Annotated in this window: 28 protein-coding genes; 19 read left to right on the forward strand and 9 right to left on the reverse strand. The window is 60.7% G+C overall.

Annotation, left to right across the window (positions count from 1 at the left end):
• Positions 1-9 precede the first annotated feature (9 nt).
• A complete protein-coding gene (locus tag NBE95_RS20545; protein ID WP_289896715.1) occupies positions 10-1,233 on the forward strand; it encodes an LPD7 domain-containing protein in 1,224 nt (407 codons plus the stop codon).
• Between the two features lie 17 nt (positions 1,234-1,250).
• Complete coding sequence (locus NBE95_RS20550; protein ID WP_289896716.1) at positions 1,251-1,523, forward strand: hypothetical protein; 273 nt, start codon at positions 1,251-1,253, stop codon at positions 1,521-1,523.
• Between the two features lie 158 nt (positions 1,524-1,681).
• On the opposite strand, the gene NBE95_RS20555 is transcribed toward NBE95_RS20550, so the two are convergent.
• Genes NBE95_RS20555 through NBE95_RS20575 form a run of 5 tightly spaced genes read right to left on the reverse strand, consistent with a single transcriptional unit; the run spans position 1,682 to position 3,267 of the window.
• On the reverse strand, positions 1,682-1,975 hold the full coding sequence (locus NBE95_RS20555; protein WP_289896717.1) for a hypothetical protein: 294 nt from the start codon (positions 1,973-1,975) through the stop codon (positions 1,682-1,684).
• The gene (locus NBE95_RS20560; RefSeq protein WP_289896718.1) at positions 1,942-2,127 is read right to left on the reverse strand and encodes a hypothetical protein; all 186 of its coding nucleotides are present in this window, start codon (positions 2,125-2,127) and stop codon (positions 1,942-1,944) included. The genes NBE95_RS20555 and NBE95_RS20560 overlap by 34 nt, the downstream gene beginning before the upstream one ends.
• Positions 2,128-2,619, reverse strand: a complete 492-nt coding sequence (locus NBE95_RS20565) for a thermonuclease family protein (RefSeq protein ID WP_289896719.1) — start codon at positions 2,617-2,619, stop codon at positions 2,128-2,130.
• On the reverse strand, positions 2,612-3,028 hold the full coding sequence (locus NBE95_RS20570) for a type II toxin-antitoxin system VapC family toxin (RefSeq protein WP_289896720.1): 417 nt from the start codon (positions 3,026-3,028) through the stop codon (positions 2,612-2,614). Before NBE95_RS20570 ends, NBE95_RS20565 begins: the two co-directional genes overlap by 8 nt.
• Positions 3,028-3,267 carry a type II toxin-antitoxin system VapB family antitoxin gene (locus tag NBE95_RS20575; RefSeq protein ID WP_289896721.1) on the reverse strand — a complete coding sequence of 80 codons (240 nt, stop codon included), beginning with the start codon at positions 3,265-3,267 and terminating at the stop codon, positions 3,028-3,030. Before NBE95_RS20575 ends, NBE95_RS20570 begins: the two co-directional genes overlap by 1 nt.
• Positions 3,268-3,431: 164 nt before the next feature.
• Here NBE95_RS20575 and NBE95_RS20580 point away from each other — a divergent pair, with 164 nt between their 5' ends.
• From NBE95_RS20580 to NBE95_RS20640, 13 genes are all read left to right on the forward strand, one after another.
• On the forward strand, positions 3,432-3,776 hold the full coding sequence (locus NBE95_RS20580) for a hypothetical protein (protein WP_289896722.1): 345 nt from the start codon (positions 3,432-3,434) through the stop codon (positions 3,774-3,776).
• Between the two features lie 3 nt (positions 3,777-3,779).
• On the forward strand, positions 3,780-4,100 hold the full coding sequence (locus tag NBE95_RS20585; protein WP_289896723.1) for a hypothetical protein: 321 nt from the start codon (positions 3,780-3,782) through the stop codon (positions 4,098-4,100).
• 2 nt (positions 4,101-4,102) lie between these two features.
• Complete coding sequence (locus NBE95_RS20590) at positions 4,103-4,255, forward strand: hypothetical protein (RefSeq protein ID WP_289896724.1); 153 nt, start codon at positions 4,103-4,105, stop codon at positions 4,253-4,255.
• Positions 4,256-4,271: 16 nt separating this feature from the next.
• Positions 4,272-4,583, forward strand: a complete 312-nt coding sequence (locus tag NBE95_RS20595) for a hypothetical protein (RefSeq protein WP_289896725.1) — start codon at positions 4,272-4,274, stop codon at positions 4,581-4,583.
• Positions 4,571-4,744, forward strand: a complete 174-nt coding sequence (locus NBE95_RS20600; protein WP_289896726.1) for a hypothetical protein — start codon at positions 4,571-4,573, stop codon at positions 4,742-4,744. Before NBE95_RS20595 ends, NBE95_RS20600 begins: the two co-directional genes overlap by 13 nt.
• A complete protein-coding gene (locus NBE95_RS20605) occupies positions 4,744-4,944 on the forward strand; it encodes a hypothetical protein (RefSeq protein ID WP_289896727.1) in 201 nt (66 codons plus the stop codon). Before NBE95_RS20600 ends, NBE95_RS20605 begins: the two co-directional genes overlap by 1 nt.
• A 234-nt stretch (positions 4,945-5,178) precedes the next feature.
• Positions 5,179-5,496: a hypothetical protein gene (locus NBE95_RS20610; protein WP_289896728.1), complete on the forward strand. Its 318-nt coding sequence runs from the start codon at positions 5,179-5,181 to the stop codon at positions 5,494-5,496.
• A 23-nt stretch (positions 5,497-5,519) separates the two neighbouring features.
• On the forward strand, positions 5,520-5,750 hold the full coding sequence (locus NBE95_RS20615; RefSeq protein ID WP_289896729.1) for a hypothetical protein: 231 nt from the start codon (positions 5,520-5,522) through the stop codon (positions 5,748-5,750).
• Complete coding sequence (locus NBE95_RS20620; protein ID WP_289896730.1) at positions 5,750-5,962, forward strand: hypothetical protein; 213 nt, start codon at positions 5,750-5,752, stop codon at positions 5,960-5,962. The genes NBE95_RS20615 and NBE95_RS20620 overlap by 1 nt, the downstream gene beginning before the upstream one ends.
• Complete coding sequence (locus NBE95_RS20625) at positions 5,962-6,315, forward strand: DUF6283 family protein (protein WP_289896731.1); 354 nt, start codon at positions 5,962-5,964, stop codon at positions 6,313-6,315. The genes NBE95_RS20620 and NBE95_RS20625 overlap by 1 nt, the downstream gene beginning before the upstream one ends.
• The gene (locus NBE95_RS20630; RefSeq protein ID WP_289896732.1) at positions 6,312-6,629 is read left to right on the forward strand and encodes a hypothetical protein; all 318 of its coding nucleotides are present in this window, start codon (positions 6,312-6,314) and stop codon (positions 6,627-6,629) included. The genes NBE95_RS20625 and NBE95_RS20630 overlap by 4 nt, the downstream gene beginning before the upstream one ends.
• Positions 6,610-6,984, forward strand: coding sequence for a hypothetical protein (locus NBE95_RS20635; RefSeq protein ID WP_289896733.1), 375 nt, complete (start codon positions 6,610-6,612; stop codon positions 6,982-6,984). Before NBE95_RS20630 ends, NBE95_RS20635 begins: the two co-directional genes overlap by 20 nt.
• 13 nt (positions 6,985-6,997) lie before the next feature.
• A complete protein-coding gene (locus NBE95_RS20640) occupies positions 6,998-7,303 on the forward strand; it encodes a hypothetical protein (protein ID WP_289896734.1) in 306 nt (101 codons plus the stop codon).
• 84 nt (positions 7,304-7,387) lie between these two features.
• Here the strand turns inward: NBE95_RS20640 and NBE95_RS20645 are convergent, their stop codons facing one another.
• Complete coding sequence (locus NBE95_RS20645; RefSeq protein WP_289896735.1) at positions 7,388-8,590, reverse strand: UMUC-like DNA-repair protein; 1,203 nt, start codon at positions 8,588-8,590, stop codon at positions 7,388-7,390.
• Between NBE95_RS20645 and NBE95_RS20650 the strand changes: the two genes are divergently transcribed.
• From NBE95_RS20650 to NBE95_RS20665, 4 genes are all read left to right on the forward strand, one after another.
• Positions 8,589-8,984 carry a hypothetical protein gene (locus tag NBE95_RS20650; RefSeq protein WP_289896736.1) on the forward strand — a complete coding sequence of 132 codons (396 nt, stop codon included), beginning with the start codon at positions 8,589-8,591 and terminating at the stop codon, positions 8,982-8,984. The two genes, NBE95_RS20645 and NBE95_RS20650, sit on opposite strands and share 2 nt — an antisense overlap.
• A 76-nt stretch (positions 8,985-9,060) precedes the next feature.
• A complete protein-coding gene (locus tag NBE95_RS20655; protein WP_289896737.1) occupies positions 9,061-9,225 on the forward strand; it encodes a hypothetical protein in 165 nt (54 codons plus the stop codon).
• A gap of 20 nt (positions 9,226-9,245) precedes the next feature.
• Positions 9,246-10,274 (forward strand): hypothetical protein, encoded by a 1,029-nt coding sequence (locus NBE95_RS20660; protein ID WP_289896738.1) that lies wholly within the window; start codon positions 9,246-9,248, stop codon positions 10,272-10,274.
• Positions 10,271-10,477: a hypothetical protein gene (locus NBE95_RS20665; RefSeq protein ID WP_289896739.1), complete on the forward strand. Its 207-nt coding sequence runs from the start codon at positions 10,271-10,273 to the stop codon at positions 10,475-10,477. Before NBE95_RS20660 ends, NBE95_RS20665 begins: the two co-directional genes overlap by 4 nt.
• Positions 10,478-10,764: 287 nt before the next feature.
• Here NBE95_RS20665 and lnt read toward each other — a convergent pair whose 3' ends face one another.
• The 3 genes from lnt to NBE95_RS20680 are packed head-to-tail and all read right to left on the reverse strand — an operon-like array spanning position 10,765 to position 13,501.
• Positions 10,765-12,099, reverse strand: coding sequence for an apolipoprotein N-acyltransferase (gene lnt, locus NBE95_RS20670; protein WP_289896740.1), 1,335 nt, complete (start codon positions 12,097-12,099; stop codon positions 10,765-10,767).
• Positions 12,096-12,800 carry a hypothetical protein gene (locus tag NBE95_RS20675; protein ID WP_289896741.1) on the reverse strand — a complete coding sequence of 235 codons (705 nt, stop codon included), beginning with the start codon at positions 12,798-12,800 and terminating at the stop codon, positions 12,096-12,098. The genes lnt and NBE95_RS20675 overlap by 4 nt, the downstream gene beginning before the upstream one ends.
• Positions 12,800-13,501 carry a hypothetical protein gene (locus tag NBE95_RS20680; protein WP_289896742.1) on the reverse strand — a complete coding sequence of 234 codons (702 nt, stop codon included), beginning with the start codon at positions 13,499-13,501 and terminating at the stop codon, positions 12,800-12,802. Before NBE95_RS20680 ends, NBE95_RS20675 begins: the two co-directional genes overlap by 1 nt.

Genomic DNA, 13,501 nt, shown 5'->3' on the forward strand with positions numbered 1-13,501 from the left:
GACGACACTATGGCTTTCGATCACGGCGAGAACTTCTTCTCGGACGGGCGCGATCCGCGCCGCCTTGCATCGCGGACGCAGCTTGAGAACCAGGTCGAGGACCGGGCCGAGCACGAAATGGCGCGGCGACGGGCCGAGTTCGCAGCCTTGCAGCGGCGGCACCGCCAGGAAATGGATGATCTCGCAGCCCAGAAGAGCAGCATGTTCGGCCGCACCCCGCCCGAGGTCGCGGTGAACGCCCTGACGCTGGCAATCGAGGAAGCCCATCACCAGGCGAAGCTGCGCGCGGCCGAGGGCAAGCCCGAAGAGCTGGTGCAGGACATTCGCCTTTTCCAGGCAAAGATTCAGGGAAAGGAAGTCGCGTTTCACGTCGAGGGCAAGAGCGGGAAGCCGTCCTTCATCGATGATGGCAAGAACATCTTTGTCCCGGCCTACGACGACGACATCGCTCTCCTGGCCTCGCTCCAGCTCGCCCAGATGCGGTGGGGCGTCGTCAAGGTTTCCGGGACCGAAGATTTCAAAGAGCGCGTGGTGCATCTCGCGGCTGATTATGACTTGCAGCTGGCGAACGAGGATCTTACGCTCCGCGTTCACCAGCGCCGGAACTCGCCCGGAACCCTATCGGCCCCCACCGAACAGGAGCTTGCGGCAGCGAAGAAACTTCATGCCGAGCTGGAAGGGCAGGAGCCGGAACCGGCCGAGCCGAAAGCCGCCGGCGATGCTCCTGCTCCGAAAGCGTCCGTCACCACGGCGACAACGCCCGAGGATGAGGATGATGCGCTGATCGAGGACGACACGCCAGAGCAGGAGCAGGCCCCCGAACCCGCTCCTGCTACGGCAGAGGCCGTGCCGACAGCGCCCCCGGCTGACGACAAGGCTTGGATTGCCGAGCTTCAGGAAGAGCGCCGCAGGAAGGCGGCAGAGAGGGCCGCAGAGGCCGCGAAGGCCGTAAAGGCAGGAAAGGAGGGCACGATGCCCAAGGGCGAATACGACCGCGCCGTTGAGGCGGAAATCCAGCAGCTGAAGGCGAAGGGTCAAAGCCCCAATGCCGCCCAGGCTGCAAAAGCAGGAAAGGATGAGGACGTGCCGGAGGAACCCATCGAGATCGATGAACCCGAGGAAGAAGCCGATCTGGGGTTTGGCGACGACGACGATTTTTCACTCGACTTGCCCAGCGCCGCGACCGTCACGCCCGAGGCGAAGAAGACGGCCGGTGTCACCGCACGGCCGTAATTGGGGAGGGGACACCAATGACCAATATCGAACAGCGGACAGCAGGCTTCCTAGACGCCCTGGATGGAACCGGCGTCGATCTGACGAGCGATACGCTTGTCGATGACGTGATCGCGGCAGGTAACGAGCATCAGAAGGTCTCGCAGTTCCTCGTGAGCCTGCCTGGCTATCCCAGCGATCCGGCTGAGGCCATCAGGCAGCTTGAGCATCTGGCCGATATGACCAGTGCTGCTGCATCGAAGCAGGCCAGCGCGCAGCGGCAAAGTCCAGGGAGGGACAACAATGTTTAGAAGCCGGATGATAAGCGCCTTCTTCTACCTTTTCCTTATTTCAGGCTCACTTTTGGGATGTTTACTCGTTTATTGCCTCTTCACGGGTCCGCCCCTTTCCGCATTGATGGATGTCGGGGTGAGTGCGTTGGGGGTTGTCGTCGGAGTGTCAGCCATCCTCATGTTTTCTTTGATCCCGAGGGAGAGGGACGCAAATCATGGATGATCGATGGCAGGAAGAACAGCGCAGGCGCGATGAAGAAGACCGGCGCAGGCGCGAGGATGAGCAGCGCAGACGTGATGAGGAACAGCGTAGGCGCGAGGATGAACGGCGGATGGAAGAGCAGCGCCGGAGAGACGAGGAACAGCGCAGGCGCTGGTGAAGGTATAACCGAGGGGCAGAAGCGAGCCGGGGCGGTCAGATCGACCGCCCCGGTTTTTATGATCCAGACGAACCTTTCGGACTTTGCCAAAGAATTTGGCCGTCGCCGCCTTCGATCCGCTGGATGTTCAAGTGATGCGCGAGGGGCGTCACTGCCAGGCTGGTAAGCGCATAGAGCGCTCGTTGCCCCTGCTCGGCCGTCAGCTCAATCCGCGATCCGTCCTGAAAAATTGCCAACATCATTTACATCCCTTCCCACTTCCCCCGATGTCGCCAGCTCTCTGGGCTGTCGAAGTTGCCTACCCAGATCCCACGCCTGGCGCTGCGGGCCTCGTCCTCGGTCGAGGCATAGTCGTGGCTGTATCGCCGGTAGGCGGTCGCAAAGCCGTGTTCGACCATCCAGCGACCGAGATCGAGGTGGCCGAGGCGGCACACGGCGACGACGCGACCCCATCTGTCTTTGTCTCGGGCGCGACATGTCACGGTGCGCCCCTGCACCAGGTCGTCGAGGGCGAGCGCCGCGTCTCGGCCGCAGCGCCAGGTGCTGCCATCGGCCCGAGCACAGCGCTGCCCGGATTCGGGCGCGTCGATGCCGAAGATCCTGATCCGCTGGCCGTGCAGCTCTAAAGTATCGCCGTCGATCACCGAGACACGGCCTTGGAGATCATCGAGCGCATGGGCGGCGTTCCCGCCCAGCGCCAGAGTGATTGCGACGGCGAGAACCGCATTACGCAAGGTCCGTCTCCGCAAAATCGTTGCCCTTGTAGAGCAGGGGCATGTTGTTCGATTTCGCGGCGGCATAGCTCATGCAGTCGCCCATGTTCAGCTTGGCAGGATGACCAGCGACCTTTCCGTAGATCGCGGCAGTCTCGGCCGCGAGACGGCCGATCTTCGTCGTGACCATGATTTCGGTGCAGCCGAGCAGTTGCAGGAGGCCGTCGAAGCGTTCCGTGGCCAGATCAAGATCCTCTTGCGAGATCGGCCGACCTTCGGCGCGGCTGCGCGCGAGTGACACCACCACCTCATACCGAACAACCGGCGACGTGATCGGCTTACGCCGGTTCTCTTGTAGGCGCATCAGAAGATCGATGGCATCCGGCTCATCGAGCAGGATCGCCATGAAGGCCGAGCTGTCTACGAACATCAGATGCCCCCCGACAGATCGTCCAGGAACTCCTTTTCATCCGGCAGGCGCTTGAAGCCATCGGCCTTCGCCTGCGCTTGCAATGCCCGGACGCTTTCGAGAAGGCTGGGCTTTGCCCTGTGGCGGGCCACCGCCTCTTCGAGCGCTTCCCTCACGACATCCACCTTCTTTTTGCCGGTGATGGCCTGGAGCTGTTTCACCAGGTCATCGACCAGTGGGTTGTCAACGAACACAGGCATTATATGAATCCTTTCATATGAAGCATATGGAGAAAATAATATGAAACACAAGGCGAGGCAAGAGGCTGTGACATAATCTTTTGCATTGACATTGTGTCTTAGGTTGTGTCACACATGGATGCAACCATTGGTATAAAAGCCGGGAGGCCGATATGGCAAAGAGTATGGAAGCAATCGCCCGTGACCTGACGGCCGCAGAGGCGCGGCTGTGTGATCCTGCGCCGGTCCCGCATTCTGCACCGGCAACGATCACCGAAGCCCGCCGTGAATTTCTGGTCGGGGAGCCGAACGCCTGCATCCATTGGGGGCAGGTGACGCTGACGGCAACCCCGGAGCGTGATGGCGTGGATCGCCGGTTCGTTCTGTCCGGCCCGAGCGGGCGGCATACGCTGCTGGTGATCGCCACCGACGCCGCACGGCTCGATGCCCACTGGCGGGGCTTCTGTGCCGATCAGCGGAATTTTCCGATCAACGAGGCTGCGTGGAAGCTGCCGGATATGGGAGAGTGAAGCATGGCCGTTCTTACCCAGGATCAGGCACAAGCCCTCAAAGCGACCATAGCGGATCTTCGCCAGCGCATTGCTGCGTTGCCGGAGGTCAGATTTAGCCGTGGCGATTACATGGAACAGCATCGGACCTTACGCGAGGCGGCGCGGGCCTTAGGCCAGTATCTGGCCGACACCTACAGCGCCCGCATAGCCGAGAAGCCGGACGCCACCCGCATCACCATGCACCGCATCAGCTCAACCTGCACCAGCGGTCTGGAGGGTGCATTCAAGAACTGGATCGCCGCAGCCGAAAGGCGGCTTGCAGCCGAGCAGAAGGGGGCATGACCATGAAGAAGATCAAGGACACCGCACCCGTGAGCCGAGCTGACTACGAGCGCCCCTTGCGGCGCGCGGTTGAGGAATTGCAGGCTGCTGGGGGAAGAAATGACCGCATAGCCGAAGCGCTCCGCTACCTCGTGGTAGAAGTCCGCCAGAGCTAAACCAGGGATGTGAGCCATGTCTTTTACCGCTGACGAGATCGATCATTGCAAAGCTGCGATGTCGAAACCTGCGCCCTTGGAAGCGCTTAAATTGATCGCATCGGGGCGGGCGATTGTGGAACTGACGCCGGATCGTCGCGACCTCTACATTGACAGCCTGGACGGACGGCCCGTGCGCGATCCCGAATTCCCTGATCGCAAGATGCTCCTGAGCGGAGCGTGGCCCCTCTATAGGGCAGGGATGATTGATGAGTTCGGCCTGGTCACACCAGCTGGTCGCGCGGCGCTCGTTCCGACGAAACCGGGAGACCCGCAATGCCCCGGCTGACCAAACCGCTACTCGATGCGATGGCATCGGCGCTCGCTGCCGCCCTGGCAGGCGAAGGATTCGAGGGCGGTGATTTCGACGGAGAAGACCGTTCGACCTTCGAGCGCGCTCACGCATGGGTAGTCCAGGAACAAGTTCGCCGTGAAAACAGGAGAAAGTAATGCCCTACGACAAGCCCCAGAGCCTCAATCTGACCGATGACAAGATCACGACATTGCGTGGTGCGCTTGAACTGGCCCGCGACAGGTATCGCGAGAACGCGGTCGAACTGCGCAACATGCGCGGGCATGAGCGCCTGGCCGAACAGTTTGACCGGCAGGCCGAAGATGCAGCCGCGCTGCTCGAAGAGATCGACTACTAAAGCCCTTAGCGCCCAAATGGAGGCACTATATGACTTGGAACCGCCTAAGTTGGGCCGTGAGCAAGATTATCGTTTTTGTCTTTATGGCGGTTTCCGTCCCACAAGGGACGTGGTGGATATATCGTGATCTTCGCGAAGCCGGTGCATCGACAGGCATGAGTATTGCCGTCTGCGCCTTTATTATCGGAATGTGCGGTCTGGGCGCGTCCATCATCTGGCACATACTATTCCGAAATGATCCATATGGACGGCGTTCCAAGTAAAAATGGAGGTAGGCGGATGCTTGTCACTCATAAAGAATACCTGCCCAGCTTTGGCCTTCTGCCAGAAGACCAAGCGCCGGTCTGCAAATACACGATCTTGTCGATCAATGAGGCGGTGGGCGACTGCGCCGCATATGAAGGCGTTGGCCCGACAATGAATGGCGCCAGCGATGCTGAAAAAGATGCTCTGATGCAGCGCATCAAGGCTGGTGGCCAGAAAATCGGCAAAGACCGTGCGCGCGAGTTGTTCAGCGAGATCGATGACATGGGACTGCGCTATCGCCTCTAACCATCGGGTATGGAGCTTGCACGATGTCGATGCTGCTGTTCGACAAGAAGGACTTGCCACGCCGGGCACCGTTGAAGCGGATGCGCGTCGAGGATGCAGGAGTGTTCCCTGATGGGAAGCCCTGCATCCAGTTCGTCTGCCCGCATTGCGGCTACGACACGGACTGGATCTATGACACCTGGACGATCAGTGAGAACCGGCGCGGCCTACCATGCCCGCGCTGCAACCCGGACAGCCCAGAAGGGGAAGCGTGATGGCGCGTATCACCGTTGCTCACCTTGAAGCCGTTCTTCATGCCATCGAGTGCATGAGCGATGCTGTCGCAGTGGGGGCGGAAGATCCAGAGTTCATTGAAGACGCCCGGCTGGCTTCGGAAGCGTATCCGTGGGTGCTGGCAGAGATTCGACGCCGCAAGCAGCGGAAATTGGTCAGGAAGACTGTGGCAGAGATAAGGATGAACTCGTGATGACCTGGAAGCTCAACCGGACCAGGCAATGCGCGAAATGCCCGTGGAAGGTCGGGACGGACCCGCACGATATTCCGCATGGCTATTCCGAGGATCGGCACCGTGCCCTGGCGGGCACGATTGCCGACAGCAGCGGGAACCTGGCGGCGGTGCTCGATCAGTCCCCACTGCGCGTCATGGCCTGTCACGAGCACCCTGAGGGCCAGGAGGCCCATTGCATCGGCTGGCTGATGCACCAGCTCGGCCCCGGCAACAACATAGCGTTGCGCATGGCGATGCGCGACTGCGAGAACGTGGGGCGCGTGGTGCTCGACGGCCCGCAGCACGAGCGGTTCGAGGACACATTACCATGACGACATACCGGGAGTCCGAAGAGGCGAAGATTGTGGCAGGGCGAGGCGGCGAGAACCGTCCCATCGAAATGCTGCCAGCCGTCTGGGACGGGCACCGCAGCGCTCGTATAATCGTCGGCACCCGAGACCGAGGGCTTGCTACGACAGCCTATTCCTATGGCTTGACCGATGCCGAAAAGCGCGAGGTGGCCGAGCGGATCGCCGCGCTCTGGAACCTTGCAGCATCACAAGGCTGGACCACGGCTGACATCAGCCGAATAATGGCTTCAGCCAACCATAAAGAGGGGAAGAACAATGACGACGACTTGGCGTGAGTTCAGCTGGTTCAGCTACCGGCTGTCGCATTGGACCGCATCCACGTTCTTTGGCGGGATCGTTCTTGTGCCTACGATCATCGTGTTCGTTTTTCTGGCGGCGCTGGCCGTTGCATGGCCCGTGGACATCGGCAACCACTATCTCGGCTCCGGCACTTTGGACTGGACCGGCTGGGTTCTCGGCATCATGGACACGGTTGAGGCGGCATTGATGGAACGCAAAGGGCTGCTCCTGATCTCCATGCTGTCATCCGGCACGGTGCTCCTGACAATTGAGCGGCATCCACTGGTGCGGTTTGCCGCTTCGGTGGGGTGCTTCGCCGTGCATCTTATGGTGCTCGGCGCGCTGCTTTAATGTGGGGATCGACATGAACAGAGCATTTGATCTGTGGGGTCCGCCCGTTCTTGTCTCGCTTGGCGCGGCAGTGTGGCCCGTTATGACCGTCGATTACCTGCTGAACAGATTTAAGGTTGAGAATGTCTTGGACATTCTAACCTTGGGCGCCATGCTTCTGTTTACAGTCTGGCTTGCTATGGCCGCCGTGAAATCGTGGAAAAATGCACTTAGAGGGGAGGAAGTAACAGGCCGAGAACGCACTATGTTTCGCACAAGCGCTGTCTTTACTGCTATCATCGTCGCCGCTGTGGTTATCCTACGGGCAACCCACGCCTGATCGTAGAATTGGATTCCCCGCTCGCCCGCGCTGCTACGATAGATGAAGTCTTCGCAGCGCGGGCGAGCTGCCGTTTGTGCGGTCTTATCCGCGCTCGAAGAACCCTGGATGAGGTCTGTTGACGCCGTAGTGTATCGAGCCGGGACCGAACCGATTATTGATGAGGTCCACGACGCCAGACACACGCTCCCCAGCCGAAGGCGTAGCCGGTTTCAGCGGAGCAAAAAGGTCGCCGGGCCGCTCTTCCAGCAGGGATACGTCCCCGAGGTTAACCCCGACAGATAACACCGTTCTCGTGCGGAGCTGCCGCCAGAGCTGTATCCAGAGTTGGCGATGCAGATGCAGGAAATAGGCAGAATCTTGGCTGGCCTCGCATTTCATAGAACGGCTCCAGATGCCTTGCGGCATGAGCTGGACCGACAGGCCGAAGCGCGAAGACACGCGGCCGTCGCGGCGCAAGCGAGCGGCAGCTTTCTCTGTCAGCCAGCGGCCGACCAGATAGGCTTGCGGCACCGCCCGGAAACTAGGGGAGAGGATCTTGCTGTTGCCATACCCATGCCGCTCGGTCGAAACCAGCGGTATGTCAGCGCCCTGGAGCGCCCGAACAAACCGCTCACCTTCGACGCTGCGCCAAATGGCGCGGGCATGGCGCGGATCGAGGCGGTAGAGGGTGGCTATGTCCCAGACGTGGGCGGCGTAGAGCCTTGCCTTGATGCCTTTGCTGATGCCCGGCAGATCGTCTATCGCCAGATGGGCGAGCCGATCCGGCATATTTCGAGGGCTAAGCCATTGGCACCCGTCCGGTTTTTCGAGCTTACCAGCAATTTTCGCCAACAAGTGATTGGGGCCGATCCCGGCCGAAAACCTGATGGTAGGGCCGATCTCTCGCGCAAGCCTGTCCTTCATGGCGCGGACCAGCGCAAACGCACCAGCTTCCTCGGTGGCTTCGCCGGAGAGGCGGATTTGGAACTCGTCCACGGAGCGGATACGCTCAACCTCGGCCATCTGGTCCAGGATGGCCCCGACTTTCAGGTTGAAGCGGACATAGAGGCGGTGCCGCGACGGTAACAGGGTGATGCCGGGGCAGAGCCGCCGTGCCTCCCACACCGGCGTCCCGGTTTTAACGCCGAACGCTTTGGCCTCGTAGCTTGCGGCCACACATGCCCCACTGTTCGCATCGACGGCCGTGATCGCGACGGGCCGTCCTCGCAGCTCAGGGTGCATGTGCTGTTCGACCGAGGCGAAGAAGGCCGACATGTCGCAGTAAAGAATCTTGAACTCTCCCATGGGCGCACCTGACATCGTGACAAAGCAAGCGTCAATGTTCTATATTTGTTCCCTCAAGACAGGAAGGGACTTGGTTGCCATGGAGCGAAAAGACCAGCTCAAGAATGTAGCCTTTGGTGGGGACTGGTCAGAGCAAATCGTCGTGCGGGAGCGCGTTGCGGCCTGTCTTGCCACGGCCGAGCGCGCGGTGCGCGAATCGCATGTTCTCGACCCGTGCCGGGAAGATGTGCTCGCCGCCATAGGTTTCTTGTGTTCGCGGATCGCGCGGGGCGGCATCATGGCCGAGTCCTGGAGCAAGGCAGGGGGGATCGCGGATCAGGGTCTGCGCCAACGCGCTCTGGAGCAGGCCATGAAGAATATCCGCAGCGGCATCGGCAGGGCGGCGCTGGATTAGGGGTATGACATTATCTTTTGTATTGACGCCATGTCATAGGTTGTGTCACATAATTCTGCAACCCATGGAGGCACCGATGCGTGAAGACCCGAGCAAGTTGCTGGCCGAGATCAAACGGCTCGATGCCGTTCACTGGTCCAGCCCGAGCGATGGTCTGTCCCTCAAGATCGACCGTCTTGAGAAAGATTATGAGGATTTGACCGGCCAGCGGTGCCCCGCTTGGCCCCGCCGCATCCAGTAATCCTTGGAAAGGTCGCTCTGATGGACTGGTATGCGAGATGGAAAGAGGCCGCAGATAGGGTCGGGTTCGATATTACTGCGGTCGAGCCGGTGCATATGGACATTGGCCTGGTCGGTCGCCCAGAGCGGATGGCTGAATTGGAGCCTTTGATCTGGGTCCAGCGCTCGAAGCTCGCGCAAGGTTCGCTCGAAATTCACAAGAGCATTCTCCGGGATGGACGAATTGCAGTTGGCGATAGGATGCACAAGGTCGGGGCCGAGAAGACCCTGAAATACCTGTCGGAGATTATCAGGAAACCCACAAAGGAAAGTCCGTCGAGGGAACTGGTCGGGCTGCTGATGTTTGCCTCCCTGAAAGAGTTCCGTGGTGCATATATGGCCGATTGGCGGTGGCAATCCTGGGAATTTCAGGACAGCCTCATACAATGGGTAACAAGCGAGTTCTGGTCTGATCGCGGACAGCCATTCCCGTGGGAATGGCATCGCGCTTCTTCCTCGCTGGGGCCGAACATGAGCTTTCTGAACTGCGAGGACTTTCTGGTGGAAACAGGGGCGTGTGACCAGAAAAGCCTCGGGCGACCGCCGACGTTCGAGGAAATGGCGAATATCTTTGTGCGGGGACACAAGTATGTCTTCGACCACTTTGCGCTCGTTGTTCCGCATTACCAGGAATATGCGCCGGTCGAGATTGAGGCCGACCTTAAGGAATGGTGGCAGGCCCATCAGGCAGAGAGGGAAGCGAACACGGCGAGACTTCGCGCTGCACGGGAAGCCGAGTTGGCTGCGGAAGCCTCGCGCGAAGAAGAGCGGGACCGCAAGCGCCGGGCGCTGCTGTCATCAGCAGAGCGTGATCTGGAGTTTCCCCAACTGGATTGGAAGGCCGTGACGCCGGAACAGCTGCAAAACTTGATTGACGAAGCGCCGATCACCAAGCTCGCGGTCATGTTCAGCGTGACGGATGCTGCGATCCGCAAGAGGGCAAAACTGTGGGGCTTGACGATGAAGCCCCAAGGTTACTGGCTTCGCCCGCCATCAAAGAGAGGAAAATGATGCCAAAGCACACCTATCGTCCCATTTCAGAAGCGCCCACCGATGGGACGCCAATCGTTGGCGTCTGCGGCGGCATCGAAATGGCTGTCGCATACGATGATGGCGCGATCTCGCAGGGCTGGTTCTATTGGGACGAGGACGAAGGCGGAACGACGATGCAGTTGGCCAAGCCACAACCCGAGGAATGGCGGCGGCTGTTCTGAACGCAAGATCCCGTGCCGCAACGAGAGGGGAAGAAGATGAAACCGCAGTGGGCAAAACGAGATGCTGCCAGAAAAGATCTCGAAGCTATCTTTCGAGCTGCATATGAGGCGCGGGGCTTCAGCCGTTGGAAGATGTTCACACAACTAGCCTGCATGGGGGCCTGGCACGGCTTGTTCTCTTGGTGGGGAGCGCTACGACTTATGGTCTATGGGTGCGCCCTTAATCGGCCTGTTCGCCTGTGACGCGACAGCCCATCGACTGCCGCCAAAGCGCTTCGCGGAGGAAGTCAGGGGAGTTGAGCTTGCTCCCCATGCGCGTCGAACACTTTGGCTTCGCGCATGTTGGGCACCCGGATCAGCGGTAATCCCGCCTCGATGGCCCGGAGCCGCGCTTCCTGCTCGACAAACCTTGACCCGTTCGATCCGGCCCACCAAGCATCATTGCTGATATTGACGATGTAGGCCCCTGGAGCCTCGCGCTCAGCGCGTGAGAGAGCGAACGAACCTTCATAGCAGATTGCCGGGACCAGGACTCCTGGAAGGCCCGGAAGCCGCATCAGCGGCTCGCTGTCACCGTGTGCGATGGCATTCGTGCTGGTGGCTATGGTGGTCAGGCCGAACCAGCGTTCTAGCTGCTCGGCAAAGGGCACATATTCTCCGAAGGGGAAGAGGCGGCGCTTGTCGTATCGGGCGACTTCTTTCAGATCGGAATCGAGCACGACAAAGCTGTTCCAGAACCGGCCAGGATCGCTTTCGATGGGCACCATCATTCCCAGGGCCAGGTATGCCCCGGTCGGAGGGCGGGCGTCAGCCAGGGCCTCCTTCAGCTCGTCCGGGAAATAGGGCACAGCCGCTTCCGGCCAGATCACGAGGTTGGTCCCGGCGTCGAAAGCTGCACGGGTGCGGCTGGTGAGATCGGTCATATAACCGGGGAGGGCGCCATAATCCCAGCGCAGGCGTTGCGGGATCGCCGTGTCAATGGTCGCGATCCGCGGCATTTCCGGCATCGGCCGGGGCGTGTTCATCATGCTGGCTCCCACGCCGGTCGCGATCAGCAGCAGGACAGTGCTGCCATAGGGCACCTGGCGCTGTGCCAGGTCAAAGGCAGCGGCCACGCATATAGCCAGCGTGAGACCCCCGACCAACTCGACAGTCAGAACATGGGTGAGTTGGACGATGGGCATCTGCGACCAGATCGAGGCGATCTGCGCCACGGGTATCGACGGGAACACCTGGCTGCGCAGAAGCTCCGCGACGGCCCAGAGGATCGAGAGGGTGAGTGGGCTTTTACCCATCCGGTGAGCGAGGGCGAACGCGACAGGCCACCAGATCGAGAGAAGCAGATAAAGGGCGATCACGCCGATGGTCGGTTGCAGGCCGGTCAGGCCGATAGAGGCATATCCTGTGAGCAAGAAGGGAAGCGCAGCAGCGAAATAGAAGGCACCGCCTGTCCAGCCGATCAGCGCGGCCGTCCGGGCGCATTTGGCCTGGGTGAAGGCGAGGGCAATGCACAGCAGGCCCAGAGGCCCGAATAGCCACTGCTCGCTGTGAACGGTGCTGCCAGCTGCGATGCCGCCTCCGCAGGCTATGATGGCGAGGGCAAGAGTTTTCAGGCTGGTCACAATAGAACCCCTTGGGATTGTCGAGAGACGCGATCATGGCCGGGGCCTGGATCGGGCGTGTCGGTTTCAATAGGTGGATCGGCCTCGACGCATTTCCGGGCGCGCAGCGCGGCGCAGACTTCTTTGGTGATTTCCGCGCCGGTCATGTGCCAGGTCAGCACGTCGATAAGTTCTGGAATGGTGAGCCGTGACGTGGCGCGGTGCAGGGCGCGGCGCGAAGCGATCTCGCGCAACTCGTCGCGCCAAAGCATGTCAATGGCTCCAGGAGGCGGGCAAGCCATCCATTTCCGCCAGCGGTCTTGTAGCTCGTGGCGGAGATACTGCTCGGCGCTTGTGAGCTGCGGTAGATCAAAGCCCCAGATCACGCCGTGGCCAGCTTCCTCCGGCGCGTTGATCCAGGTGCCAGCGTTCGGCGTCTCTTTGATCTCGAAAAACTTGCGATGCAGGGCGACTATGGGATGGTGCGCGCAACCGCACATTGCCGAGAGTTGGGCAGGAAGTCGGTCCAGCTTATCCTTGCTGCTCTTGATCTCGACGGCGGCGATGCGGTCGGTCGAGACGGCCAGCACGTCGATGCGCGTCGGACCTTGGCAGGCGCTCTGAATCTCGTGGATGATCCGCGCGCCGGGCATAAGCTCACGCAGCCGGGCGACGACAGGCTTGCGGATCTCGGCTTCCTCGGGAGAACGGTATGCGGGCATCAGAATAGGCTTTCCTGGCGCAGCGCGTCTCCGTCGCTCTTGTCCATGAAGCGCATCTGCATCGGCACTTCGTTCCAGCCGCGCCGCCAGATGAACCAGGCATTCCGCTGGGGTGGTGCGCCCTCGCCCGTGAAGTCGATCTTCCAACGCATGAGGTAGCAGTAGCTGAAAGGGTGGGATTCAAGCAGCTTGCCCAGCCCGTTGGACCGTGCAGCGGGCCAATCCCAAGACAGCAGCAGGGCCAGGTAATCCCAACCCGGCAAGTTGAGCGTATGGCGTAGCCAGCGGCCGTGACCGTCTCGGGAATTGATCTCGCAATAGGGTGGGTTGGTGATGATGGCCCGAGCTGGGCTTTCCCCAAAAGTGTAGAAATTGGAGATAACCGCTCCCTCGCAGCCGCGATCAACAAGATCAGAGGCGAAGCACGGGATGTCAGCTGCGCGGATTTCGCGCACCATTGCACCATCGCCGCAGGCCGAATCCCAAACCGACCCGCAAGCCCGTATCACCTCGCCGTCGCGGGCCAGAAGTCCCCTGATCGGCTCGGGCTGGTGCGTGGCATAGAAGTCATCTGGGCGGCGTTCGTCGCTCTTTGGCCTCTTCTGGGTCGGCAGGCTTCCAAATGGCAGCGCCGGATCGGACGTTCTGCCTCGGCCGCTGATTGCTTTGAAAAGCGGAGCGGAGGATCTGGCCTGCACCAT

The organism is Paracoccus sp. TOH, assembly GCF_030388245.1.
In the GTDB taxonomy this organism is placed as follows: domain Bacteria; phylum Pseudomonadota; class Alphaproteobacteria; order Rhodobacterales; family Rhodobacteraceae; genus Paracoccus; species Paracoccus simplex.

Bases quoted from the DNA above. Each gene is read 5' to 3' on its own strand.
- NBE95_RS20545 (WP_289896715.1), top strand. From the start codon at position 10: ATGGCTTTCGATCACGGCGAGAACTTCTTCTCGGACGGGCGCGATCCG.
- NBE95_RS20550 (WP_289896716.1), top strand. From the start codon at position 1,251: ATGACCAATATCGAACAGCGGACAGCAGGCTTCCTAGACGCCCTGGAT.
- NBE95_RS20560 (WP_289896718.1), bottom strand. From the start codon at position 2,127: ATGATGTTGGCAATTTTTCAGGACGGATCGCGGATTGAGCTGACGGCC.
- NBE95_RS20570 (WP_289896720.1), bottom strand. From the start codon at position 3,028: ATGTTCGTAGACAGCTCGGCCTTCATGGCGATCCTGCTCGATGAGCCG.
- NBE95_RS20575 (WP_289896721.1), bottom strand. From the start codon at position 3,267: ATGCCTGTGTTCGTTGACAACCCACTGGTCGATGACCTGGTGAAACAG.
- NBE95_RS20580 (WP_289896722.1), top strand. From the start codon at position 3,432: ATGGAAGCAATCGCCCGTGACCTGACGGCCGCAGAGGCGCGGCTGTGT.
- NBE95_RS20585 (WP_289896723.1), top strand. From the start codon at position 3,780: ATGGCCGTTCTTACCCAGGATCAGGCACAAGCCCTCAAAGCGACCATA.
- NBE95_RS20590 (WP_289896724.1), top strand. From the start codon at position 4,103: ATGAAGAAGATCAAGGACACCGCACCCGTGAGCCGAGCTGACTACGAG.
- NBE95_RS20595 (WP_289896725.1), top strand. From the start codon at position 4,272: ATGTCTTTTACCGCTGACGAGATCGATCATTGCAAAGCTGCGATGTCG.
- NBE95_RS20600 (WP_289896726.1), top strand. From the start codon at position 4,571: ATGCCCCGGCTGACCAAACCGCTACTCGATGCGATGGCATCGGCGCTC.
- NBE95_RS20605 (WP_289896727.1), top strand. From the start codon at position 4,744: ATGCCCTACGACAAGCCCCAGAGCCTCAATCTGACCGATGACAAGATC.
- NBE95_RS20610 (WP_289896728.1), top strand. From the start codon at position 5,179: ATGATCCATATGGACGGCGTTCCAAGTAAAAATGGAGGTAGGCGGATG.
- NBE95_RS20615 (WP_289896729.1), top strand. From the start codon at position 5,520: ATGTCGATGCTGCTGTTCGACAAGAAGGACTTGCCACGCCGGGCACCG.
- NBE95_RS20620 (WP_289896730.1), top strand. From the start codon at position 5,750: ATGGCGCGTATCACCGTTGCTCACCTTGAAGCCGTTCTTCATGCCATC.
- NBE95_RS20625 (WP_289896731.1), top strand. From the start codon at position 5,962: ATGACCTGGAAGCTCAACCGGACCAGGCAATGCGCGAAATGCCCGTGG.
- NBE95_RS20630 (WP_289896732.1), top strand. From the start codon at position 6,312: ATGACGACATACCGGGAGTCCGAAGAGGCGAAGATTGTGGCAGGGCGA.
- NBE95_RS20635 (WP_289896733.1), top strand. From the start codon at position 6,610: ATGACGACGACTTGGCGTGAGTTCAGCTGGTTCAGCTACCGGCTGTCG.
- NBE95_RS20640 (WP_289896734.1), top strand. From the start codon at position 6,998: ATGAACAGAGCATTTGATCTGTGGGGTCCGCCCGTTCTTGTCTCGCTT.
- NBE95_RS20650 (WP_289896736.1), top strand. From the start codon at position 8,589: ATGGGCGCACCTGACATCGTGACAAAGCAAGCGTCAATGTTCTATATT.
- NBE95_RS20645 (WP_289896735.1), bottom strand. From the start codon at position 8,590: ATGGGAGAGTTCAAGATTCTTTACTGCGACATGTCGGCCTTCTTCGCC.
- NBE95_RS20655 (WP_289896737.1), top strand. From the start codon at position 9,061: ATGCGTGAAGACCCGAGCAAGTTGCTGGCCGAGATCAAACGGCTCGAT.
- NBE95_RS20660 (WP_289896738.1), top strand. From the start codon at position 9,246: ATGGACTGGTATGCGAGATGGAAAGAGGCCGCAGATAGGGTCGGGTTC.
- NBE95_RS20665 (WP_289896739.1), top strand. From the start codon at position 10,271: ATGATGCCAAAGCACACCTATCGTCCCATTTCAGAAGCGCCCACCGAT.
- NBE95_RS20675 (WP_289896741.1), bottom strand. From the start codon at position 12,800: ATGCCCGCATACCGTTCTCCCGAGGAAGCCGAGATCCGCAAGCCTGTC.
- NBE95_RS20680 (WP_289896742.1), bottom strand. From the start codon at position 13,501: ATGGTGCAGGCCAGATCCTCCGCTCCGCTTTTCAAAGCAATCAGCGGC.